General features: G+C 72.8%; 16 protein-coding genes and 1 riboswitch. Of the genes, 10 read left to right on the top strand and 6 right to left on the bottom strand.

The window, feature by feature from the left end; all coding sequences use genetic code 11:
* Window positions 1–263: 263 nt before the first annotated feature.
* The 5 genes from ABZ851_RS21190 (at window position 264) to ABZ851_RS21170 (ending at window position 3,799) form a co-directional block, all read left to right on the top strand.
* Window positions 264–485: a DUF5133 domain-containing protein gene (locus ABZ851_RS21190; RefSeq protein WP_361129766.1), complete on the top strand. Its 222-nt coding sequence runs from the start codon at window positions 264–266 to the stop codon at window positions 483–485.
* Between the two features lie 127 nt (window positions 486–612).
* Window positions 613–939 (top strand): plasmid stabilization protein, encoded by a 327-nt coding sequence (locus tag ABZ851_RS21185; protein ID WP_361129763.1) that lies wholly within the window; start codon window positions 613–615, stop codon window positions 937–939.
* A gap of 636 nt (window positions 940–1,575) precedes the next feature.
* A complete protein-coding gene (locus tag ABZ851_RS21180; RefSeq protein ID WP_361130178.1) occupies window positions 1,576–2,160 on the top strand; it encodes an ATP-binding cassette domain-containing protein in 585 nt (194 codons plus the stop codon).
* The gene (locus ABZ851_RS21175; RefSeq protein ID WP_361129760.1) at window positions 2,157–3,029 is read left to right on the top strand and encodes a metal ABC transporter permease; all 873 of its coding nucleotides are present in this window, start codon (window positions 2,157–2,159) and stop codon (window positions 3,027–3,029) included. The genes ABZ851_RS21180 and ABZ851_RS21175 overlap by 4 nt, the downstream gene beginning before the upstream one ends.
* A complete protein-coding gene (locus tag ABZ851_RS21170; RefSeq protein ID WP_361129757.1) occupies window positions 2,978–3,799 on the top strand; it encodes an ABC transporter substrate-binding protein in 822 nt (273 codons plus the stop codon). Before ABZ851_RS21175 ends, ABZ851_RS21170 begins: the two co-directional genes overlap by 52 nt.
* A 121-nt stretch (window positions 3,800–3,920) precedes the next feature.
* On the opposite strand, the gene ABZ851_RS21165 is transcribed toward ABZ851_RS21170, so the two are convergent.
* Together ABZ851_RS21165 and ABZ851_RS21160 are read right to left on the bottom strand one after the other, a co-directional pair.
* Complete coding sequence (locus ABZ851_RS21165) at window positions 3,921–5,600, bottom strand: class I adenylate-forming enzyme family protein (RefSeq protein ID WP_361129754.1); 1,680 nt, start codon at window positions 5,598–5,600, stop codon at window positions 3,921–3,923.
* The gene (locus ABZ851_RS21160; RefSeq protein WP_361129751.1) at window positions 5,597–7,444 is read right to left on the bottom strand and encodes a CoA transferase; all 1,848 of its coding nucleotides are present in this window, start codon (window positions 7,442–7,444) and stop codon (window positions 5,597–5,599) included. Before ABZ851_RS21160 ends, ABZ851_RS21165 begins: the two co-directional genes overlap by 4 nt.
* A 319-nt stretch (window positions 7,445–7,763) precedes the next feature.
* On the opposite strand from ABZ851_RS21160, the gene ABZ851_RS21155 reads away from it, so the two are divergent.
* Window positions 7,764–8,912 carry an acyl-CoA dehydrogenase family protein gene (locus tag ABZ851_RS21155; RefSeq protein ID WP_361130175.1) on the top strand — a complete coding sequence of 383 codons (1,149 nt, stop codon included), beginning with the start codon at window positions 7,764–7,766 and terminating at the stop codon, window positions 8,910–8,912.
* A 137-nt stretch (window positions 8,913–9,049) separates the two neighbouring features.
* Here ABZ851_RS21155 and ABZ851_RS21150 read toward each other — a convergent pair whose 3' ends face one another.
* Window positions 9,050–10,339, bottom strand: coding sequence for a sugar ABC transporter permease (locus ABZ851_RS21150; RefSeq protein WP_361129748.1), 1,290 nt, complete (start codon window positions 10,337–10,339; stop codon window positions 9,050–9,052).
* Window positions 10,336–11,478 carry an MFS transporter gene (locus ABZ851_RS21145; protein ID WP_361129745.1) on the bottom strand — a complete coding sequence of 381 codons (1,143 nt, stop codon included), beginning with the start codon at window positions 11,476–11,478 and terminating at the stop codon, window positions 10,336–10,338. Before ABZ851_RS21145 ends, ABZ851_RS21150 begins: the two co-directional genes overlap by 4 nt.
* Before the next feature lie 351 nt (window positions 11,479–11,829).
* On the opposite strand from ABZ851_RS21145, the gene ABZ851_RS21140 reads away from it, so the two are divergent.
* The 4 genes from ABZ851_RS21140 (at window position 11,830) to ABZ851_RS21125 (ending at window position 16,126) form a co-directional block, all read left to right on the top strand.
* A complete protein-coding gene (locus tag ABZ851_RS21140) occupies window positions 11,830–12,540 on the top strand; it encodes a hypothetical protein (RefSeq protein WP_361129742.1) in 711 nt (236 codons plus the stop codon).
* 418 nt (window positions 12,541–12,958) lie between these two features.
* Window positions 12,959–13,579: a sigma-70 family RNA polymerase sigma factor gene (locus tag ABZ851_RS21135; RefSeq protein WP_361129739.1), complete on the top strand. Its 621-nt coding sequence runs from the start codon at window positions 12,959–12,961 to the stop codon at window positions 13,577–13,579.
* A 254-nt stretch (window positions 13,580–13,833) separates the two neighbouring features.
* On the top strand, window positions 13,834–14,712 hold the full coding sequence (locus ABZ851_RS21130) for a SigB/SigF/SigG family RNA polymerase sigma factor (RefSeq protein WP_361130172.1): 879 nt from the start codon (window positions 13,834–13,836) through the stop codon (window positions 14,710–14,712).
* A gap of 189 nt (window positions 14,713–14,901) precedes the next feature.
* Window positions 14,902–14,996, top strand: a riboswitch (glycine riboswitch).
* 674 nt (window positions 14,997–15,670) lie between these two features.
* Window positions 15,671–16,126 carry a hypothetical protein gene (locus ABZ851_RS21125; RefSeq protein ID WP_361129736.1) on the top strand — a complete coding sequence of 152 codons (456 nt, stop codon included), beginning with the start codon at window positions 15,671–15,673 and terminating at the stop codon, window positions 16,124–16,126.
* Between the two features lie 34 nt (window positions 16,127–16,160).
* Here ABZ851_RS21125 and ABZ851_RS21120 read toward each other — a convergent pair whose 3' ends face one another.
* Window positions 16,161–17,351, bottom strand: coding sequence for an amidohydrolase (locus ABZ851_RS21120; RefSeq protein WP_361129733.1), 1,191 nt, complete (start codon window positions 17,349–17,351; stop codon window positions 16,161–16,163).
* 86 nt (window positions 17,352–17,437) lie between these two features.
* Window positions 17,438–18,940, bottom strand: a complete 1,503-nt coding sequence (locus tag ABZ851_RS21115) for an oligopeptide:H+ symporter (RefSeq protein WP_361129730.1) — start codon at window positions 18,938–18,940, stop codon at window positions 17,438–17,440.
* Window positions 18,941–18,995 lie beyond the last annotated feature (55 nt).

The raw sequence follows: 18,995 nt of genomic DNA, 5'->3' as shown, positions 1-18,995 counted from the left end.
CCTGTCCACTGCACGCCTCCTGTCTACGACGCGGCCCCCCTGCGCGCGACCCGAAGCGTGCCCCGGTAGCTGCCGACAGCGGCGTCGGCCCTCGGCCGGCCGCATGGACGCATGCCGCATGGACGCATGGACGCATGGCCGGTCCGCCGTCCTGCGCATCCCTGCCGGCACCTGACCTCCGTGCCGGCAGGAATGCGCCACCGGAGGCATGACTGCCGCCTTCGCGGAAACACCCTGAGGAGACTCGACAAGGAGCCTGGATCATGCTGATGCCCGACCCCAAGGACGTGCGGACCCTCCTGACCCGGTATGCCGATGCACGTTTGGTGCACGCGGAGAGGTCGACGCGCGAGTCCGCCACCCAGCTGGAGGATGTGTCGTACACCTTGTGCGTGGCCACGGCGACCACAGAGATCAACGACGCCCTGGCCGTCGCCGACCGCATTCTGGCGCAGTCCGCTTCTCCTGCCCTCAGCCGCCCGTGAGGGCGTGCGGCACGGCGGTGCCGGTGGGCGGCGCCGCCCGGGTGGCGGTGCGTGCTCACTGGACGTGGACTGGTATTGCCCACGGCAGAGCCGCCGGGAAGGCTGACCGAAGAAGGGATGAGCAGCCGTGCCTGCAGGATCAAGCAAGAAGCGTGAACGGCAGTACGAACACATCAAGGAACAGGCCGAGGAGCGTGGCACCTCGCAGAAGCGGGCCAAGGAGATCGCCGCCCGCACGGTGAACAAGGAGCGTGCCCGCTCCGGCGAAGCCAAGACCGCCGCCAAGGCCTCCCTCCGCGACCCGAAATCCGCTCCGCAACGCGGCGGGGAACGGTCCCACCGCGGGCCCGGTGGCCCGACCAGGGACCAGCTCTACGAAGAGGCCAAGAAGAAGAACATCGAGGGCCGCTCCTCCATGAACAAGGACCAGCTCCGCCGGGCCGTCGGCCGCTGACCCCCGACGGCAGCCCGGCCTGCGGAAACAACTGCCCGGCGCAGCCCAGGCGCGCCCCGAAGGGGGCGGCGGGCCGCGCCGGGCAGCGAGCCATGCCTTGGAACGGCATTCGCCGGGCATACGGGTGCAATGGACCAACGTAGCGCAAGCAGGACATCACCGACGGGCCCCGCCTGGGCAGGGTGGCTCTACCTCGGGCTGGCGGTGCTGGCCGGAACCCAGCTCCTGGCGACCCTGCTGCAGTCGGGGGCCGGCGATCCGGGTTTCGTTCCCAGCCTGGTCGGTGTGATCGCGTTTCCAGCCCTGGCCGGCGTCTCGGAAGCCGGCCGCGGACAACGGAACCGGCCGGGCGGAAGCCGTCCCTGACCTTGCCGCGCCCTGAGGCGCGCAGCGCTTGCCCGCATCACGGCGTGCACGTTTGCCAGGCCGAGGCGGGCCAGTTTCCCGCGCGGGACGTGCCGGGCCTGGCCGTCGGCGGAAATACCGCGGCCCCGCGGGAACTCGGCGTACCACCGGCCCGACTAGTGGGCTGTGGAACGGAGCGAGGAGTGTGCAGGGTCCCCAGTGGAGCGGCAGCCGGGCGGTGCGGGCGGCCTTGAGGTGCGGCTTCGGGGGGTGGTGTGTCGCCATGGCCGTCTGGAAGCGGTGACCGGGGTCGATCTGGAGGTGCGGGCCGGTGAGCGGATTGCTCTGACCGGTACGAACGGGTCGGGGAAGACGACGCTGTTGCGGGCGGTGCTCGGTCTGCACCGGCAGGTCGACGGGGAGATCGTGGTCGGTGGCCGGGGCTGCCGTAGCGCTGCCGAGTGGGCGTGGCGGAGAAGAGCGTGCGGGTGGATTCCGCAGCGGCCCGCACCCGGGCGCTTTCCGCTGCTGGCACGGGAGTTGCTGGCGAGCAGCGGCGACCTGGCGGAGGCGGAGCGGGCGGCCGAACGGTTGGGCATGGGCGGTCTGGCGAACCGGCCGGTGGGCAGCCTCTCGGGCGGTCAGTTGCAGCGTATGCACCTGGCGCGGGCGGTGGGCTGTGTGGCGGCCGGAGCGGGCGTGCTGCTCGCGGACGAGCCGACGGCGGCGCTGGACTTCGCGGGCCAGGAGGAGGCCGCCGAGGTGCTGACCACGCTGCCGGTGACGCTGCTCGTGGTGACCCACGACCGGGCCATGGCCGCGCGCTGCGACCGGACGCTGGAGATGGCCGCCGGGCAGCTGCGGGAGGTGTCGTGAGCGCGTGGGGGCAGGTCGGTGACCTGTGGGAACTGGTCCCGGTGCAGCGGGCCGGGGCGGGGCTGCTGCTGGCCGCCTTCGGGCTGCCGGTCGTCGGTGTGGTGATCGTCGGGCTGGACATCATGCCGGTGCGTTTCGCGATGATGCATGTGGCGCTGCTGGGCATCGCCGTGGGCCAGCTGGTGGGCCTGGACCCGGTGTTGTGCGCGCTGGTGGCGTGCGCGCTGGCCGGCGCGGGGGTGGCGCCGCTGGCCCGCACCGCCGAGGGCCTGTCCGGGGCGATGGGCCTGCTGATGAGCTTGGCCATTGCTGCCGCCTTGTTGCTGCTGGCGCTCTCCGGGGTGAATGCCAATGGAGCATTCGCGCTGTTGTGGGGGTCGATCCTGGCGGTGCGGCCGGCCGATCTCGTCGTGCTGGGTGTGCTGGCCGTGGCCGTACCGGGGCTGTTCCTCTGGCGCCGCCGCGATCTGGCGCTGCTGCTGCACGACCGGGAGCTGGCGCTGTCCTCCGGCGTGGCGGTGCAGCGGCTGACCGTGGTGCTGCTGGTCCTGGTGGCGGTCGCGGTGGCCGGTGCCATCCGTCTGACGGGCGCGCTGCTGGTGGACGCGCTGACCTTGCTGCCGGCCCTCGCCGCCCGCCGTCTCGGCCGTTCGCTGGTGTCGATCACGCTCTGGGCGATCGGCATCGGCGTCGTCGTGAACGTCGTCGGCTTCCTGATCTCGCTGGCCTGGGACCTGCCACCCGGTCCGGTCCTCGTCCTCGCCGCGGGGGCGGTCGCCCTTGCCGCTCATCTCATACCCGAACGGAGAACCTCATCATGGCGCACGTCCGCGTCCTCTTCCGCCCCCTCGCCGCAGTCACCGCACTGAGCGCGGGGCTGCTCCTGCTGACCGGCTGCGGCGACGGAGCCGCCAAGGCCGGTACGGACAAGGCCGGAGAGTCGGGGCCGGCGTCGTCCGGTCCCGTGGTGGTCGCCACCTCCAGCTGGGAGGCGGCGCTGGCCAAGGCGGCCGGGGCCAAGCACGTCAAGTCCCTTGTTCCCGCCTCGGTGCGGCATGCGCCCGACTACGACCTGAAGCCGTCCGACCTGGCAGCGGTTGCGGGGGCCGATTACGTCCTCTACGCCTCGTTCGAGCCGTTCGCGGGCCGTATCAAGGAAGCCGCGGGCTCCAGGGCGAAGCTGGTCGAGGTCAATCTGGACAATGCGCCCGCGACCACCAAGGCCGAGGTGACGAAGCTGGGCAAGAAGTTCGGGACGGAGCGGACCGCGGCCAAGTGGAACAGCAAGTTCACGGCGGAGTGGGCCTCCCTCGCCAAGCAGGTGAAGGGCACTTGGCCCGGTGGCAAGGCTCCGGCGGTGACGGCGCAGAAGTTCACGACGTGGGCGGCCGCGCTGGCCGGGGCGAAGGTGGTCGGCACCTACGGCCCGGAGGCGGTCACCCCGGCCCAGCTGTCCGCACTGTCGGCGAAGAAGCCCGCCTTCGTGCTGGACAACGAGAACATGTCGGCCGGGACCGTACTGCCCGGCTCGGGCGCCAAGCAGCTGAACGTCGTGAACTACCCGGGCGCGGACCTCGATCTGCTCGGGGTCTACCGCAAGGCGGCCGGCCAGATGGAGAAGGCGTTCTCCGGTTCCTGAACCGTGCCATTCGAGCGAGGCCTTGCACGAGACCTCGCACGAGAGCTCGCATGAGAGGGGGAGGGGCCGCTGGGTGCGGTCCCTCCCTCGTGCTTTCCCCCGGTGGCTTCGCTCCGGTGCCTCAGCCGGCCTGTGCGTGGTCGGTGGGGAACTCGGCGGCTGCCCTCTCCCGTAGTGCGGCGCGATCGGGCTTACCCGCCGGGGTGAGGGGCAGTTCGTCGGTCACCAGCAGCAGACGCTCCGGGTGTTTGCGGCGCTCCAGACCACGCGCGTCCAGGTGGGCGCACAGCGTCTCAAGTCCGGGCTTCCGTCCGGCTCTTGGCACCACACACGCCGCGAGCCGTTCGCCCATCAGGGGATCGGGGACGCCGACGCACATCACCTCGCGGATGTCCGGGTGGGAGGAGAGCTCGCCTTCGACCTCGGCGGGGCTGATGTTCGCACCGCCGCGGATCACGATGTCCTTCAGGCGGCCGACGACCCGCAGCGTTCCGTCGGCGTCCAGCATGCCCAGGTCGCCGGTACGGACCCAGCCGTCGGCGGTGCGGTACCGCATGTTCAGCTCGGGTGCGCCGACGTAGCAGAGCGGGGTCATCGGGCCGCGCGCCACGATTTCTCCCGGATCACCGGCGGTGCCTCCGGGCAGCGGGGCGATACGGATCTCACACACGCCGGGGACGGGCCGGCCCACCTTGATCCCGGGGCCGCTGTCCGGGTGGCCGTCGGGGGCGTTCTGCCCGGTCAGGCCGCCGTGGCAGTTGACGCCGTCGGCGGAACCGTAGAGATTGACCACCGCGCAGCCGAAGGCCCGGCTTGCTTCGTCGCGGGTGGCCGTGTCGAGCGCGGAGCCGCCGAGTATCAGGGCGGTCAGCCCGGTCGGGGTCTCGCGGGTGTCCGGCAGCCGGTCGAGCATCATGCGCACCATGGTGGGCACGCCCAGCACGTGGGTGGGCCGGTGGGCGAGGATCGCCTCCAGGGCCGCGTCGGGCGTGAAGCGGTCGAGCAGGACAAGGGATCCGCCGTGCCGGGCGAGGGTGACGGCGGTTCCGCTGCTGCCGAAGGCCGAGGCGAGCGGCACCAGGAAGAGGCAGCGCGGCCGTATGCCGTCGCGGAGCAGCGGCGCGAGCGTGTTGCCACGGCCGCCCGCGAGCGCATTGTGCGAGTACGCCACCATCTTGGGCTCGGCCTCGGACCCGGAGGAGACCAGGATCCGGGCCGCGGTGTCGGGGTCGGGGCGCGCGGGAGTGAACGCGGTCGCGTCAGCGCGCAGCAGACCGGCCAGCGACAGGCAGCCGTCGGGGGCCGGGCCGGGGCCGGCGGCGATCACGGCGCGCAGGGCGGGCAGTTCGCCGGACAGTTGGGCCAGCTCCCGCGCGTGCTCGACGCCACGGTGTGCGGAAGCGGCGATCACCGCGCGGGCCCCGGAGCGGCCGAGCAGCGACACGGCCTCCTGCCCGCCGCGGCCGACCGGGAAGGGCAGGACGACAGCGCCCAGCGCGGCCACGGCGAGGTCGGCCGCGACCGCCTCTCTGGTATTGGGGAGCTGGACGCCCACCACGTCCCCGGGACAGACGCCTGCTTCGGCGAGCCCGGTGGCCAGACATCGTGCCTGGTGGTCCAGTTCCGCGTAACTGACCTCGCCGCCGGCGTCGATCACGGCTGTGGCGTGCGGGTCGGCGATCCGGCGGGCCCGGAACAGCGCGTACAGGTCCAGGTCGGGGCAGTGGCCGTCGGTGGCCCAGGAGCGCCGCAGCGTTGCGGGGACCAGATCGTGGAACCGGGAGGGGAGCGGGGCTGTCATGCGAACCTCCAGGGCGAGGGGACGACGAGGGAACCATGGAAATCGCGGGTCAACGCCCCGCGCAGGCGTGGGTCTTGAGGAAGGGCGCCGAGGTCGGTGGTGACGGCGGTGGCAGACCCGCCTTGCGCGCGCAGGGCTGCGACGGCCTGGTCGGACGGCAGCTCCCGCAGGCGCGCCGACGCGGCATGTGCCGTACGGGAGGAGTCGTCGGCCGGCGCCAGCCATCCGTCGGCGGTCGCCAGCGGACGGCGGAATCCGGCCGGGCGGCGGGGGTCTTGGCCCGCAGCGGCCCGTCGCACCGCGGGTGCGGTGAGCGTTTCCGCGGCACCGAGCAGTGAGGACTCCACCCGGACGCCGCGCCCGCTGCGCTCGCGGAGCAGCAGACCGGCGAGCACGGCCTCGGCGCCGACGAGTCCGCCGAGCACATCGATCAAGGTCATGAGGGAAGGGGCGGGCGGCTCGTCGGCCGGCCGGGCCGCTTCGCCGACGGCGGTACGGGCCTGCACCATGAAGTCGGTGCCCATGGGGGCATCGGGCAGGCGGCCCGCCCAGCCGCTGGTATGGGCGTACACCAAACGCGGGTTGACGGGTGCCAGATGACCGGCGCCCAGCCCGAACTGTTCCGCCTTGCCCGGGGCCCAGTTGTGCAGGAAGACGTCCGCGCCGGCGGCCAGCTCCCGCAACTCTGCCTGCCCGGCGGGCGACTTGATGTCGACCTCCACGGCGCGCTTGCCACGGTTGAGGGCGAGCCAGCGCGCGGAGACCCCCGCGGCGCAGGGCGGCATGCCGCGCAGCGGGTCCCCGCCGGGCGGCTCGATCCGTACGACGTCCGCGCCGAGCAGGCCGAGCAGATGGGCGGCGAGCGGGGCCTGGACACGGCGGCCCGCTTCCAGCACGGTCAGGCCGGAGAGCGGAAGGGCGCCGGCGGACAGAGGGCTGGAGGACAGGGGGCTGGTGGACAGGGGACTGGTGGCCAGGTCGGTGGCGGTGAGGGGCGGTGTCCCTGCCTCGGGAAAGGCCGCCAGAGTCCATGGTGCGGCCTCAGGTGCCACCTCCGCCGCCCGCCCGGCCAGCGTATGCAGGGCGCACACTTCGGCCCCCGACGAAGCGGCTGCCTCCCGTATGAGCGTCCAGGGCACAGCGCGCGCTGTCCGGTGCAGCTCCTCGGGCAGGCGGGCGCAGGCGGTGGCGTAACGGAACTGGAAGGCGGGCCAGCCGGCGCGTATCGCTTCCTCGGGTGCGCCGAGCGTGCGCCAGAACCGGGCCCAGGGCGCGGGCTCCAGTGCCTCCAGCTCGAAACGGGTGCCACAGGCGGCGGTGAACGGCGGCCCGCCGGGAGCCGGGGTGACGGCCTCCGCCTCGGGCGCGTTCGCCGCCGCGGCGTACTGGGAGATCGTCAGCAGCGCTGCCCGGTCGGCCCCCGTGGCGAAATCCGTGGCTCCGCCCCCGCCTCGCGCCCGGCCGAGGAGCGCGGCGAGCAGGCCCTGCACGGTGAGGACGGATGCGCAGGTGGCTGCGTAATCGACGGCCAGGCCCCGGGGCGCGCCGTCGCGTCTGCCGTGGACATGCATCATCCCGGTGGCCGCCTGGACGGTTGCCTCGTCGTTGGCGTCCGCTTCCGGCAGGACGTCCGCCCAGGCGGTGTACGCCGTCACCTCGCCCAGTCCACCGCCGGTTGCGGTGAAACGCGCGGGCCCGGTCCGCGCGGCCGGCGTCTCCGGCGCGCCGGCGCCCAGCGACCGCAGGTGGGCGAGTGCCGGCGCGGTGAGTGCGGCAGGCCCCGAGACCTGTACGGCCACCTCCTCCAGCGGCCGGTGCGCACCGATGACAGGGGGGCCTCCCACGGCATGCACGGTATTCACGGCATTCACGGCGTTCCTCTCCGGCGACGGCGGTGTGCGCCGCGTGTTGCGTACGGCGTGGACGTACGGGCGTGGACGTACGGGCGTGGACGTACGGGAACCAGACGACGACCGGGGCCGACCAACTCCACGGCCAGTAAGTCGGACTGCCGGTTCACCGAGTTCCCGGTGGATACGGAGGAAAGCGGGGAACTCAATGGATCGTGCGCAGGACGCCGTGAGACTTCCGAACGCGAACGCGAACGCGAACCCGGACGCGAACGCGAACCCGGACGCGGCCCTCGGCCCTGGCCCCTTCGGACTGCCGGACTGTCCGCCCGGGGCCGTCGGGCTGCGGGGGCGCGTAGCGGCGTTCGTACGGGAGCGGGTGATGCCCGCCGAGCCGGTGCTCGACGCGGGCGGACCGGCCGCGCAGGCCGCGTCGCGCAGGCTCCGGACGGAGGCGAAGGACGCCGGGCTGTGGGCGCTGCCGCTGCCCGTGGAGTGGGGCGGACAAGGGGTGCCGCTGTCCCGCTACGCGCACCTTGCCGAGGCCGAGGGGGCGAGCGACCACGGTCCCGCCGCACTCGGTTCGGGCTCCCTGCTGGACGTGCTGATGCTCAGCCGTCACGCCGCCGAGCCCGTTCGTGAGCGCTATCTGCACCGCATCGCGGCGGGGGAGCTGCGCACCTGCTACGCGATGACCGAGCCCGACACGCCCGGCACCGACCCCGCGCTGACCGCGACCCGCGCCGACGGCGGCCCCGACGGGACGTGGACCCTGCACGGCCGCAAGTGGTTCATCACGGGAGCGGGCGACGCCGACCTGGTGACCGTGCTGGCCCGGACCGGCGACGACCTGACGCTGTTCCTGGTGCCCACGTCGGCGCCCGGATTCCGGGTGGTGCGCGAACTGCCGGTGCTCGGCGTGGGCGGCCAGTGGGAGATCGAACTCGACGGGGTCACCGTGCCCTCGGACCATGTGGTCGGCGAGCGTGGCAAGGCCCTGCGGATCGCCGGGGAGCGACTGGGACTCGGCCGTGTCCTGCGGTGTCTGCGCTGGCTCGGACAGGCCGAACGGGCCTTTGACCTGATGTGTGTCCGCGCCCGGTCGCGGAGCCAGTCATCCGGCCCGCTGGCCGACCGCCAGCTCGTCCAGCAGCTCGTCTTCGACGCACTGCTGGCGATCCGCACGACCAGGCCGCTGGTGTACGAGGCGGCGGCCCGTCTGGAGGCGGGCGACGACGCCCGGGTGGAGACCGGGCTCGCCAAGGTCGCGGCCGCCCGGATGCTGCAACAGGTCGCCGACGCCGCGATCCAGGTGCACGGCGCGGCCGGCCTGGGGCCGGACACCGCGCTGCCGGGGCTGTTCCGTATGGGCCGCGCGGCCCGGCTGCTGGATGGCCCGGACGAGCTGCATATCGCTGCGGTGGCCCGCCGTGTGCTGCGCGATCACGGCGACGCCCCGTGAACTCGGTCGGCCACACCGTGACTCTGGCGGCCACGCCGTGAACTCTGGCGCTCACCCCGCGAATTACCTCGGCCACGCCGCGAAGCACGTCGGCCACGCCGTGAATTACGCGGGTCGCGTGGGTCCTTCCGCTCTGGTCACATCGTGAACGGCTCCGCCGGCCCGGTGAGTACCGCCAGCCCCCAGGCGAGGAAGAAGTCTCCCCAGATCAGCTCATGGTGCGTGGCGAGGCCGCCCCCGGCGTCGTAGCAACCGTCCAGCAACGCGCCCGAGTCCGACTGGTGGGCCTCGGTCAACCGGCGCAGGATCAGCCGTCCCCGGCTCGTCAGGCGGTCGGCTTCCTGTCCATCGCCCGCTGCTCGTGCGAGCGTGCTCAGCTTCAGCGCGGCCACCGCCTCGATCGCCGCGGCGGACGTGTCCAGGGGGCCGCGCAAAATCCCGTCCTGAGCCGGCGGGATGAGCGGTGTCCCCGGGGCGAGGCGCAGTGCGGCAAGCCGCTTTGCCGCCTCCCGCAGGCGGTCGTCGTCCCCGAACGAGTGGAGCCCGTCGGCGGCCCCCAGCAGCAGCCACGCGACCGTACGGCTCCAGCCGGGCGCCGGCTCGGCGCAGGCCGTCCAGGTGCCGGGCTGCCGGGCCTGCCAGGCGGCGCGCGGCGGGGCCTCGGAGAGGCACAGGTCAAGATGCCGGGTCAGATGGCCGTAGGCGGCAGCCTGACCACTGCTCCTGCCGCCTCCCTTGCCCCTACCGTCTCCACTGCTCCCACGGCCCTCGCGGCTCCCACGGCCCTCGCGGCTCCCACGGCCCTCGCGGCTCCCACGGCCCTCGCGGCTCCCACGGCCCTCGCTGCTCCCACCGCCCGGCGTGCGGGCCAGCAGCGGCACGAGCCCCGGTACCCCGTCCGCGCGCGCCAGCAGCCGCGGCCCGCCGAAGGCATCGCCCCACGGCACCAGCCCCCACTCACCTTCGTACGCGGCCAGGCAGGCCCGCGCCGCCTCTTCCCTCAGCCGGACCGCCGCCTCGTCGCCACCGGGGCCGGCGGCCAGAGCGGTGCCGTACCAGAGCACCAGCCCGCGGGTGGCGGTGTCCTGCCGGACCCAGTACCGCAACCGCTGGGTGCAGTCGGATGCCGCCGCACGGTGCGCCGGGTCGCCCGAGGACAGGGCACGCAACCACAACAGGCCCGCCCAGAACCCGCCGGTCCAGGAACCCCGGGAGGTGGACTTCCACGAGCCGCTGTCCCCGTCCGCGTACAGCGGGAAGCGGGGACCGACCTCGTCCGCCGTCACCGAGACCCGCTCCAGCAGGGAGGCGAGCGCCTGGCCGGCCCAGCCCGCCGTTTCCGAGTCGGTCCGGCCCACAGCTTCCGAGTCGGTCCGGCCCGCCGTTTCCGAGGACGTATGCATTCCGTCTCCCTCCTTCTCCTTCATCCGTCCTCCTCTTGGCGGCGCGACCGCAGCGTTACGGCCACCATGGCCGCCCCTGCGAACTCGGCTGCCACCAGCAGCCATCCCGGCCCGTAGCCGGTGGCCGAGACCAGCGCGCCGAACAACGGCGGGCCCACCGCGAATCCGGCGAAGAAGCCCGCCGACACCAGCGCCGAATCCTGCCCGGCACGCCCCGGCGCCGCTCGTTGCAGCACCAGGACCATGGACACCGCGTTCGCCGACACCGCGAACGATCCGACGGCGATCGCGGCCACCCACACCAGCAAAGGCGCCAGGACCGCGACGGCGAGAAGCAGGGCCGCGCCCACCGCCCCGGCCGCCAGCAAGGCGGGCAGCGCCTCGGCTCGTCCCGGCCGCCCTGCCACCCGCGACCACCCCATGCGTCCGCCTATGCCGGCCACGCCCAGGACGGCCACCAAGGCGGCGGCCGTGGCCGGGGAGAGGCCCAGCCGCTGCGAACCGAACAACGCCAGGTAGGTGTTGACCGAGGCGATTCCACAGCCGAGCAGCAGGGAGAAGACCGCCAACTGCCGGGTCAGGCCGCGCACGGGCCGGGAAGGGCGGCTGCGCGGAGCCGCCGCGGCCGCGTCGGGCGGCAGCACGAGGGCTGCCCACACCGCGGCCAGCGCGGCCGCGCCCGCCGCCGTCCACACCGCACCACGCCAGCCCACCCCCGCGGCCAGCAGCGACAGCGGAAGTCCCGCTACGAAGGCACCGAACTGGACCCCGGACTGCTTCAGCCCGGTGACCCCACCCCGCTGCTCAGCGGGGACGCGGGCCAGGATCAGCTTGTTGGTCGCCGGGTTGGCCAGGGCCTGCGGCAGACCACCGAGCGCCACCGCCGGCAGCAGCACCGCTGTCCCCGGAGCGGCGCCGATCAGCGCCAGCGAGACGGCGGCGAGCAGCAGCAGGGCCACCAGACAGCGCCGTGGCCCCACCCGGTCCACCAGGCGCCCCGCCGCCGGCGACAGCAAGGCCGCCGCCCCAAAACCCGCCGTCGTGGTCAGACCCAGCACCGTACGGGAAATCCCCAGCTCGCCGAGCAGCCGCGGTCCGAGCGCGCCGATCAGGAAGAGCTGCATCATCGAGAAGGCCATCGCGGACGTCAGCAGCAGCGTCACCGCCGGGCCCGCATGCCGCGGCCGCGTCGTATCGCCGTCGGGCCCAGCGGATCCCGATTCCGTCGCACGCTTCACCCGCACCGCAGCCCTCCCGAAACACCGGCCCCCGGCCTCCCATGAGGCCGGGCCCAGTCAGTCGTACGGACCGGGCGCTCAGTTCCCGGAGAGACCCGCCGGGTGGGGAAGCCCGAGCAGAGGAGACCCAGCGGAGGCACGACGCCTGCCCCCATCCCGCCCGCTCTGCCACCCGGTTGACCACCCGCGAGCGGGTTTAGCGGATCCGGACAACAACTGGGACCGGGGCGCCATGCGCCCTCCCCTACGGATGAACCGGCTGGCACGATGACCAACATGACTGCCGGGTCGGTTTCACGAGCTGCGCGCGCCGCGATCTTCGCGGTGGTGTGCGTGACGACCGCAGCCCTGGGACATGCGTTGATGTCCGCACAGCCGGTGCCCGCGGGGGCGCTCGTAGCCGCGCTGGGCGCAACGGGCGCGGCGGCTTGGTGGTCGGCGGGGCGGGAACGCGGCGGGTTCGCCGTGACCGGTTGTGCCGTCGTGGCCCAACTGGCTCTGCACTCCCTGTTCGGCCTGGCGCAGTCCTGCCGGTCCGTCCTCGGCCAGGAGACCGCGCACTCCGCGTCGATGGCGCCAAAAGGCGAGATGACGGGGATGAGCCATCTGGCGGGCATGGCCGGCCGGCTCGCCGCCTCCACCGCGTACAGGGGCGATATCGGTGCCATGCGCGGCGAGATGAGCGAGTTGCGGATGGTGCACTCCGGCCACGGCACCCTCGGTATGTTCCTCGCCCATGTGCTGGCCGCGCTGGTGTGCGGGCTGTGGCTGTGGCGCGGCGAGGCCGCCGCGTTCCGGCTCGCCCGCAGTGTGGCCGCGGTGTGGTTCGCGCCCCTGATGCTGGTCCTGGCGACGCTGGACCGGCGGGGCCTGAAGCCGACCGCGCGTCCGGTGGCCGGTGGCGGTCATGTCCTGCGCCTGCGCGGGGTGTTCCTGCACCACGTCCTGTCCCGCAGAGGCCCGCCGAAGCCGTCCTTCTGCTGCTGACCGCCCGCCTGCTCTGGGACCCTCCCGGCAAGCGCCCGGGACTCCGCGACGCGGTCGTGGACGCCACTTTCGTCCATGACTCGCGTTGCCGCGGGAGTCCGGGAGCGCCGCTCCACTTTCTGCAAGGTCCCTTTTCCGCAAGGTCCGTTGCCTCCGGCAAGGTCCCTCGCATCGGTGGCGGGCGGAGTACCGGCGTGTCCACGCGGCTGCCGCCCTCGTACCTCCGGGTATCTCCGTGCGCGCCGCCGGACCACACGCCGGCCCCTTGCCCCGCGGCTCCCCGGCCTGCCCGTAACGCCCGTCGACCGTCGTCCCTGGACGGTGTCACCGGCCTTCGCACGGGTTCCCGGAATGCCGCTCACCGACGAGGCCGTGCCACGCCCTGGTACGCCCCGCACCCTCCGAAGGACGTGTGGCGATGATTCCTGCCCTTTTCGATCCGGCCGGCGGCAAGCGGACCGCCGCGGACGACGAGCAGTTGACCGCCCTGGCGCTGGCCGCCCGGAACGGCGACCCCGAGGCCGCAGAGCGATTCATACGCGCCTCCCACCGCCATGTATGGCGCTTCGTGGCCCACCTGAGCGGCGAGACGAGCAGCGCCGACGACCTCGCCCAGGAGACGTTTCTCCGCGCCCTCACCGGTCTGCCGGGATTCGCCGGCCGCTCCTGCGCCCGTACCTGGCTGCTGTCGATCGCCCGCCGGGTGGTGATCGACCGCTACCGGTCTGCCGCCGCCCGTCCGCGCATCGCCGATGTCGACGACTGGCAGGCCGTCGCGGAACACCGCCAGCCCAGCGGACTGCCGGGCTTCGACGACGGTCTGGCGCTGAGCGAGCTGCTGGAAGCGCTGGACCGCGAACGGCGCGAGGCCTTCGTGCTCACCCAGTTGGTCGGGATGCCGTACGCGGACGCCGCGGCGATCGTGGGCTGTCCCATCGGCACGGTCCGCTCCCGGGTGGCCCGTGCCCGCGCCGACCTCACCGGCTGGCTGAGGTCCGCCGAGAGGTGCGCACGACGCCCTCAGGCGGTCGCGGCGTGACCCACCCCGGTTCCGGGGGATCAGCGTGTTGCCGGTGCGCCGCCCCGTACGGCGGTGGCACCCTCCGGGGTGGCGTACCGGCAACTCCCGAGGAGCCATGGGCCGGAGCCGTTCGCCACGTGCCCGGCACCGAAGACGGGCTCGCCATAGTTTCCTCACGGAAATAGTTGCCTCATGGCAGTTTTACGTGTGCTCATCGGGTAGGTGAGGGCGTGACGGCATGACGGGGAGATCAGGGAGGAGTAGCCATGGCAATGGCAGCGGCGCAGGCCCATATCTCGGTGAACCGCTCGGACAGGAGCGCCGCAGGTGAGGCTGCTCGGTCGGCTGTGCCGCAGGTGGAGGAGGCCCAGCGCGTTGCCCCGCAGGACGCGCGCCGCCTGTCGAAGCTGTTCTTCGAGCAGCTGTCGGACCTGGAGGAAGGCACCCCGGAGTACCAGTACGCGCGCAACACGCTCATCGAAATGAACCTCTCGCTGGTGCGCTACGTGGCGCGCCGGTTCCGCAGCCGCGGGCAGGAGATGGAAGACATCACACAGGTCGGGACGATCGGTCTGATCAAGGCCATCGACCGCTTCGACGTGTCGCGCGAGAACGAGTTCACCACCTTCGCCATCCCCTACATCACCGGCGAGATCAAGCGGTTCTTCCGTGACACCACCTGGTCCGTGCACGTGCCGCGGCGTCTGCAGGAGTTGCGCGTGGACCTGGCCCGCGCTCGCGAAGAGCTCGAAGGGCGCGGCAATCCCGAGCCGTCCGTTGCCGACTTCGCGGTCCACCTGGGGCTGGAAGAGGAGGAGGTCATCGAGGGGCTGGTCGCCTGCAACGGTTACGACGCCGGCTCCCTCGACCGGCCCATCGAAGCGGGTGGCAGCAAGCAGCAGACCGGGCTCGTCGCCGACCTGATAGGCAACGAAGACCCCGCTCTCGCCCTGGCCGAGGACCTTCAGGCCCTCAAGCCGCATCTGGCCCAGCTGGACGAGCGTGCGCGCACTCTCCTCGAACTCCGCTTCGGCTCGGAGATGACACAGACCGAGATCGGCGAGGAAATGGGCCTGTCCCAGATGCATGTCTCCCGCCTCCTCACCCGCACCTACGCCACCCTGCGCGAAAGCCTCCTCGCCGAGGCATAGCCAAGGACTTGCCGGCACGGTATGCGGCCGGCGGCGTCTCCCCCGGCCGCATACAAAGTGCCATTCTCCCAGGTCAGGGCCGCGTCGTGCGGGCGAGCGCACGGCGCCCCGGCCCGTTGTGGACACCTCTTGACGGCGGCGTGCCGATCACCGTGCGGTGCGGCGAACCACAACAGAAAAGACCACCGAAGATGCTGCGCGGGAGAGCCCATACCCCAGTGGTGTGGCGCCGAAGGAGCAAATCCTCCCCGGAAACTCTCAGGCCTCGTTACCGCGCAGTGGAGGTGGACTCTGGAAAGCAGGCGCTGATGCGCCTCGCCCACGGTGCAAGCCGCGCTCGTCGCGGTGAAGCTCTCAGGACGATGACAGAGGGGGAGGCTCACTCGATCGCGTGCCCCGTCCGACGCCCGGACCGAAGCCGAGCGGCGCGCCCGTCTCCACGTGCACCACAGGTTCCACCTGGCGCACGGCGGGAGAGGGCCCGGCGCCGGCCCGATGGCCGTGCGTGAACACCTGGTGCCGTATCTGCGCTCACACCCCCTGCACTCGGACCCCGCGCCACACGAGGGCGGAGCCCGGAACACGGCGGCTCGCCCCCTGACGACGGCCGACCGCGACAAGTACCGGCCCACGGCCCGCCGAGTCGACGGTGCGCACGGCGCCCGCGATCCCGTCTGCTCCCGCCCGTCGACCGACGCCTGCGAGAGCTGAACGCCGCGCAGGTCAGTGGTACTTCGGCCAGCGGCGATCCGCTCGCTTCTCCCCAGCACCCGCTCCACAGCACCCTGCGTCCTGCCCTGCCCCGCCCTGCCTGCCCACCCCCCGAGCGACCTGTGTGAGCGGCACCGGAGCCGAACTGCCCGCCGCGCCCGGCAACTCATGAAGGACACCGGCGCCGACCTGAGCGTCAAGTTCCGATCCGCTCCCATCGCCTCTTCCCGAGAGGAGACACACCCTCATGTCGTCTCATCCGTCGGCCCGCTTGCGCGGGGCCCCACCGCCCACGGTCACGGAGAGCCTTCCGGCCCCGCCGTGTGCCGACGCGGACCCTGAGGTCGCGGCGGCCCTCGCGGCAGAACTGCGGCAACGGCAGCGCTCCTTGGCGATGACCGCTGCCGGACAACGCCCTCTCCCCGCGCCCCCGGAGCACGCCGCGCTCGAACGCCTCACGGACCGCCGGGCGAAGGCCCTCTTCGACGGGAAATTCGCCCATGTCCTGGGCGCTCACATCATCGGTCCCGGCGCGAGTGACCTGATAGCGGAGGCGGCGCTCGCCGTGACGCACGGTGTGACGCTGACGGGACTCGCCGACACCATTCACGCGCACCCGACCCTCGGCGAGGCCACCATGGAGGCGGCGATGGGGGCCCTCGGCCTCCCGCTCCATACCGCGCCCGTGCGCCAAAGAGGCTGAACCGCGGTTCGTCCCTGGGGCCGCGGTACCCGGGTCACCGGCCCGCGGCCTCCTTGCGGCGCAGTTCCGACCATGCCCGGCCGCCGAGTTCGGGGCGCAGCAGCACGTCCGCGGCGGTGCGGGCCAGCGCCTCGGCGGCGGCCAGCATCGCCCTCCGGCCGGCTGGGCCGCCGGCCGCCTCCGCGAACCGGGGCGTGTGGTCGGACTCGTCCGGGCCGAGGATGGCGACGAACGGGTGGATCGCGGGCACCCTGGCGCTCACGTTGCCGATGTCGGAGGAGCCTAGGTAGACGCCCGGGGTGGGTTCCCCGACCGTCATGCCGGTGTGTGCAAGGTGCCCGGCGAAGGCCGCGGACAGCACATCGCTGTTGCGGAAGTGCTCGTAGCGCGTGGATACCTGCGCGAGCTCCACCCCGGTGCCCGTGGCCAGGGCGACACCCTCGGCGGCGCGGGTGAGTTCCGCGATCAGCTCGTCCAGGAGGGTGCCGGTGAGCCCGCGGAGCCCGAAGCGGCCCTCCGCGTACTCCGGCACGATGTTCGTGGCCTTGCCGCCCTCGGTGATGATCCCCTGGACATGGGAACCTTCGGGCAGCCGCCGCTGGGTCACGGCCAGGGTGTGGAACAGCTGAATGAGCGCGGCGAGGGCGTCCCGGCCCTCGGTGGGGTTGCCGGTCGGGTGGGCGGCGCGGCCGTGGAAGCCGACGCGGTACTGCACCTGGGCGGTCAGCGGGGCGGAGGACCAGCTGTACACCCCCGGGTGGAACATCAGCGCGGCGTCCACGCCGTCGAAGACCCCGGCGTCCACCTCGATCGCCTTGCCGCCGCCGCCCTCCTCGGCGGGGGTACCGACCACGAGCAGGCTGCCGTCGATCTCCGGCATCGCCTGGCGAAGGGCCAGGGCGGCGCCGAGCCCGGCGCCCGCGATCAGGTTGTGGCCGCAGGCGTGGCCGATGCCGGGCAGCGCGTCGTACTCCAGCAGGAGGGCGACACAGGGCCCGTCGCCGTTCCCGGCACGAGCCGTGAACGCCGTCTCCATACCGGCCACGCCCCGCTCGACGGTGAAGCCCTCGCCTTCGAGTTCCTTACCGAGCAGGGCGGCGGCCCGGCGCTCCTCGAAGGCGAGTTCCGGATGCCGGTGCAGCTCCTGCGCGACGTCCCACAGCCGTGGTGCCAGTTGTGCCGTCGTGTGCCCGATCCGGTCGTGCACGGTCTCGGTGGTGGACAAGGGTTCCTCCTGGAGGACTCGGGGTGGGGGGTGGGTGGGGAAGGACGGTCGGCGGGATCGGGCGAGGCGGGGCAGATGAGGCGGGGTCAGGCGAGGCCGCCGGCGCGCCGTCGGATCCATGGCGTCGCGGCGGCGATGACGACCCCGAGAAGGACGGCGACGGCGCCGGTGGTACCGAAGTACACGAGGTCGGACACCTTGCCGTAGTACCCGACGAGCTGGGCGCCGAGGCCCGCGCCCATCGCGGGGGCGCAGAACCAGACGGCCAGGGTCTGCCCGTGGAAGGCGCGCGGCGCGAGTCGTGAGGTGACCGCCATGCCGATCGGCGCGAGCAGCAGCTCGGCCACGGTCTGCGCGAGGTACACCAGGATCAGCCAGGGCGCTGCCACCCGGTGGCCCTGCGTCAGGGCCAAGGCCACCGGTATCAGCAGGAACGAGGCCCCGACGAGCAGCAGCGAAGCGCCGAACTTCAGTGAGGTGGCGGGCTGCCGGGAGCCCATCCTGGTCCACACCGACGCGAGCAGCGGGGCGATGAGCAGCCCGGCGCCGGGGTTGACCGCGAAGAACCACGAGGACGGGAAGTGCCATCCGAACAGCTCGGAGTCCGTGCGTTCGGCCGCGAACAAGGTCAGCACCGAGGAGAACTGGTTGAAGATGACGTAGAAGACCGCGGCCGCCAGGAACAGCGGGACATAGGCGGCCAGTGCGGTCTTCTCCCGGCGCTCCGTCCTGGGGCTGGCGAACATGACCACGAAGTAGAGGGCCGGCACGGCGACCGAGACGCCCGAGATCAGGTCGATGCTCGCCCGCAGCGTCACCATGCCGGTCAGGCCGAGCGCGCAGCCGACGGTGGCCAGCGCGAGGACGACCGCACCGGCCCGCAGGGCGACCGGTGCGCCCCGGCCCGGCGGGAGCGGCGCGTCGGGCAGGTCGGCCCGGTCCGGCAGATGGCGCCGGCCGAGAACGTACTGGGCGAGGCCGAGCGTCATGCCGAGGGCGGCGCAGGAGAAACCCCAGTGGTACCCCCAGCCCTGCCCGAGCCAGCCCCCGATGATCTGCCCGAGCAGCGCCCCGATGTTGATGCCCATGTAGTAGAGGGAGAAGCCGGCGTCGCGACGGACGTCGTTGCGCCGGTACAGCTTGCCGACCACATTGGCGGCGTTGGGCTTCAGGAACCCCGTGCCCAGGATGATCAACACGAGTCCGGCCCAGGTCGACCAGGCGGTGGGCACCGCCATGGCGTAGTGGCCGCAGGCGATCGCCACACCACCGATGAGCACGGAACGGCGGCCCCCGATGAGGCGGTCCGCGCACCATCCGCCGACGACCGACAGCAGATAGACGAGGGTGCCGTACGCGGAGACGAGGGAGGCGGCGGCGCCCTGCTCCATGCCCAGTCCGCCGTGGCCGGCGGTGTCGGACAGGTAGAGCACCAGCAGCGCCTGCAGGGCGTACCAGCTGAAGCGTTCCCACATCTCGACGCTGAAGAGCGTCACCAGGCCCCGGGGGTGGCCGAAGAACCAGCGGTCGCCTCCGTCCGGCGGGCTGTCGGACGGAGAGCCGCGCTGCTCGTCGCTGGTGAGGACCATGGGCCGTCCTTCGGTGTCGGGCCGATGCTCGATCGGCGCGGGGTTCCTTCCCGGC

Origin of the sequence: Streptomyces sp. NPDC047049 (assembly GCF_040643995.1) — a bacterium.
Lineage (GTDB): Bacteria > Actinomycetota > Actinomycetes > Streptomycetales > Streptomycetaceae > Streptomyces > Streptomyces mooreae.
The sequence above is the reverse complement of the archived record's forward strand: the minus strand, read 5'-3'. Positions and strand labels throughout refer to the sequence as shown.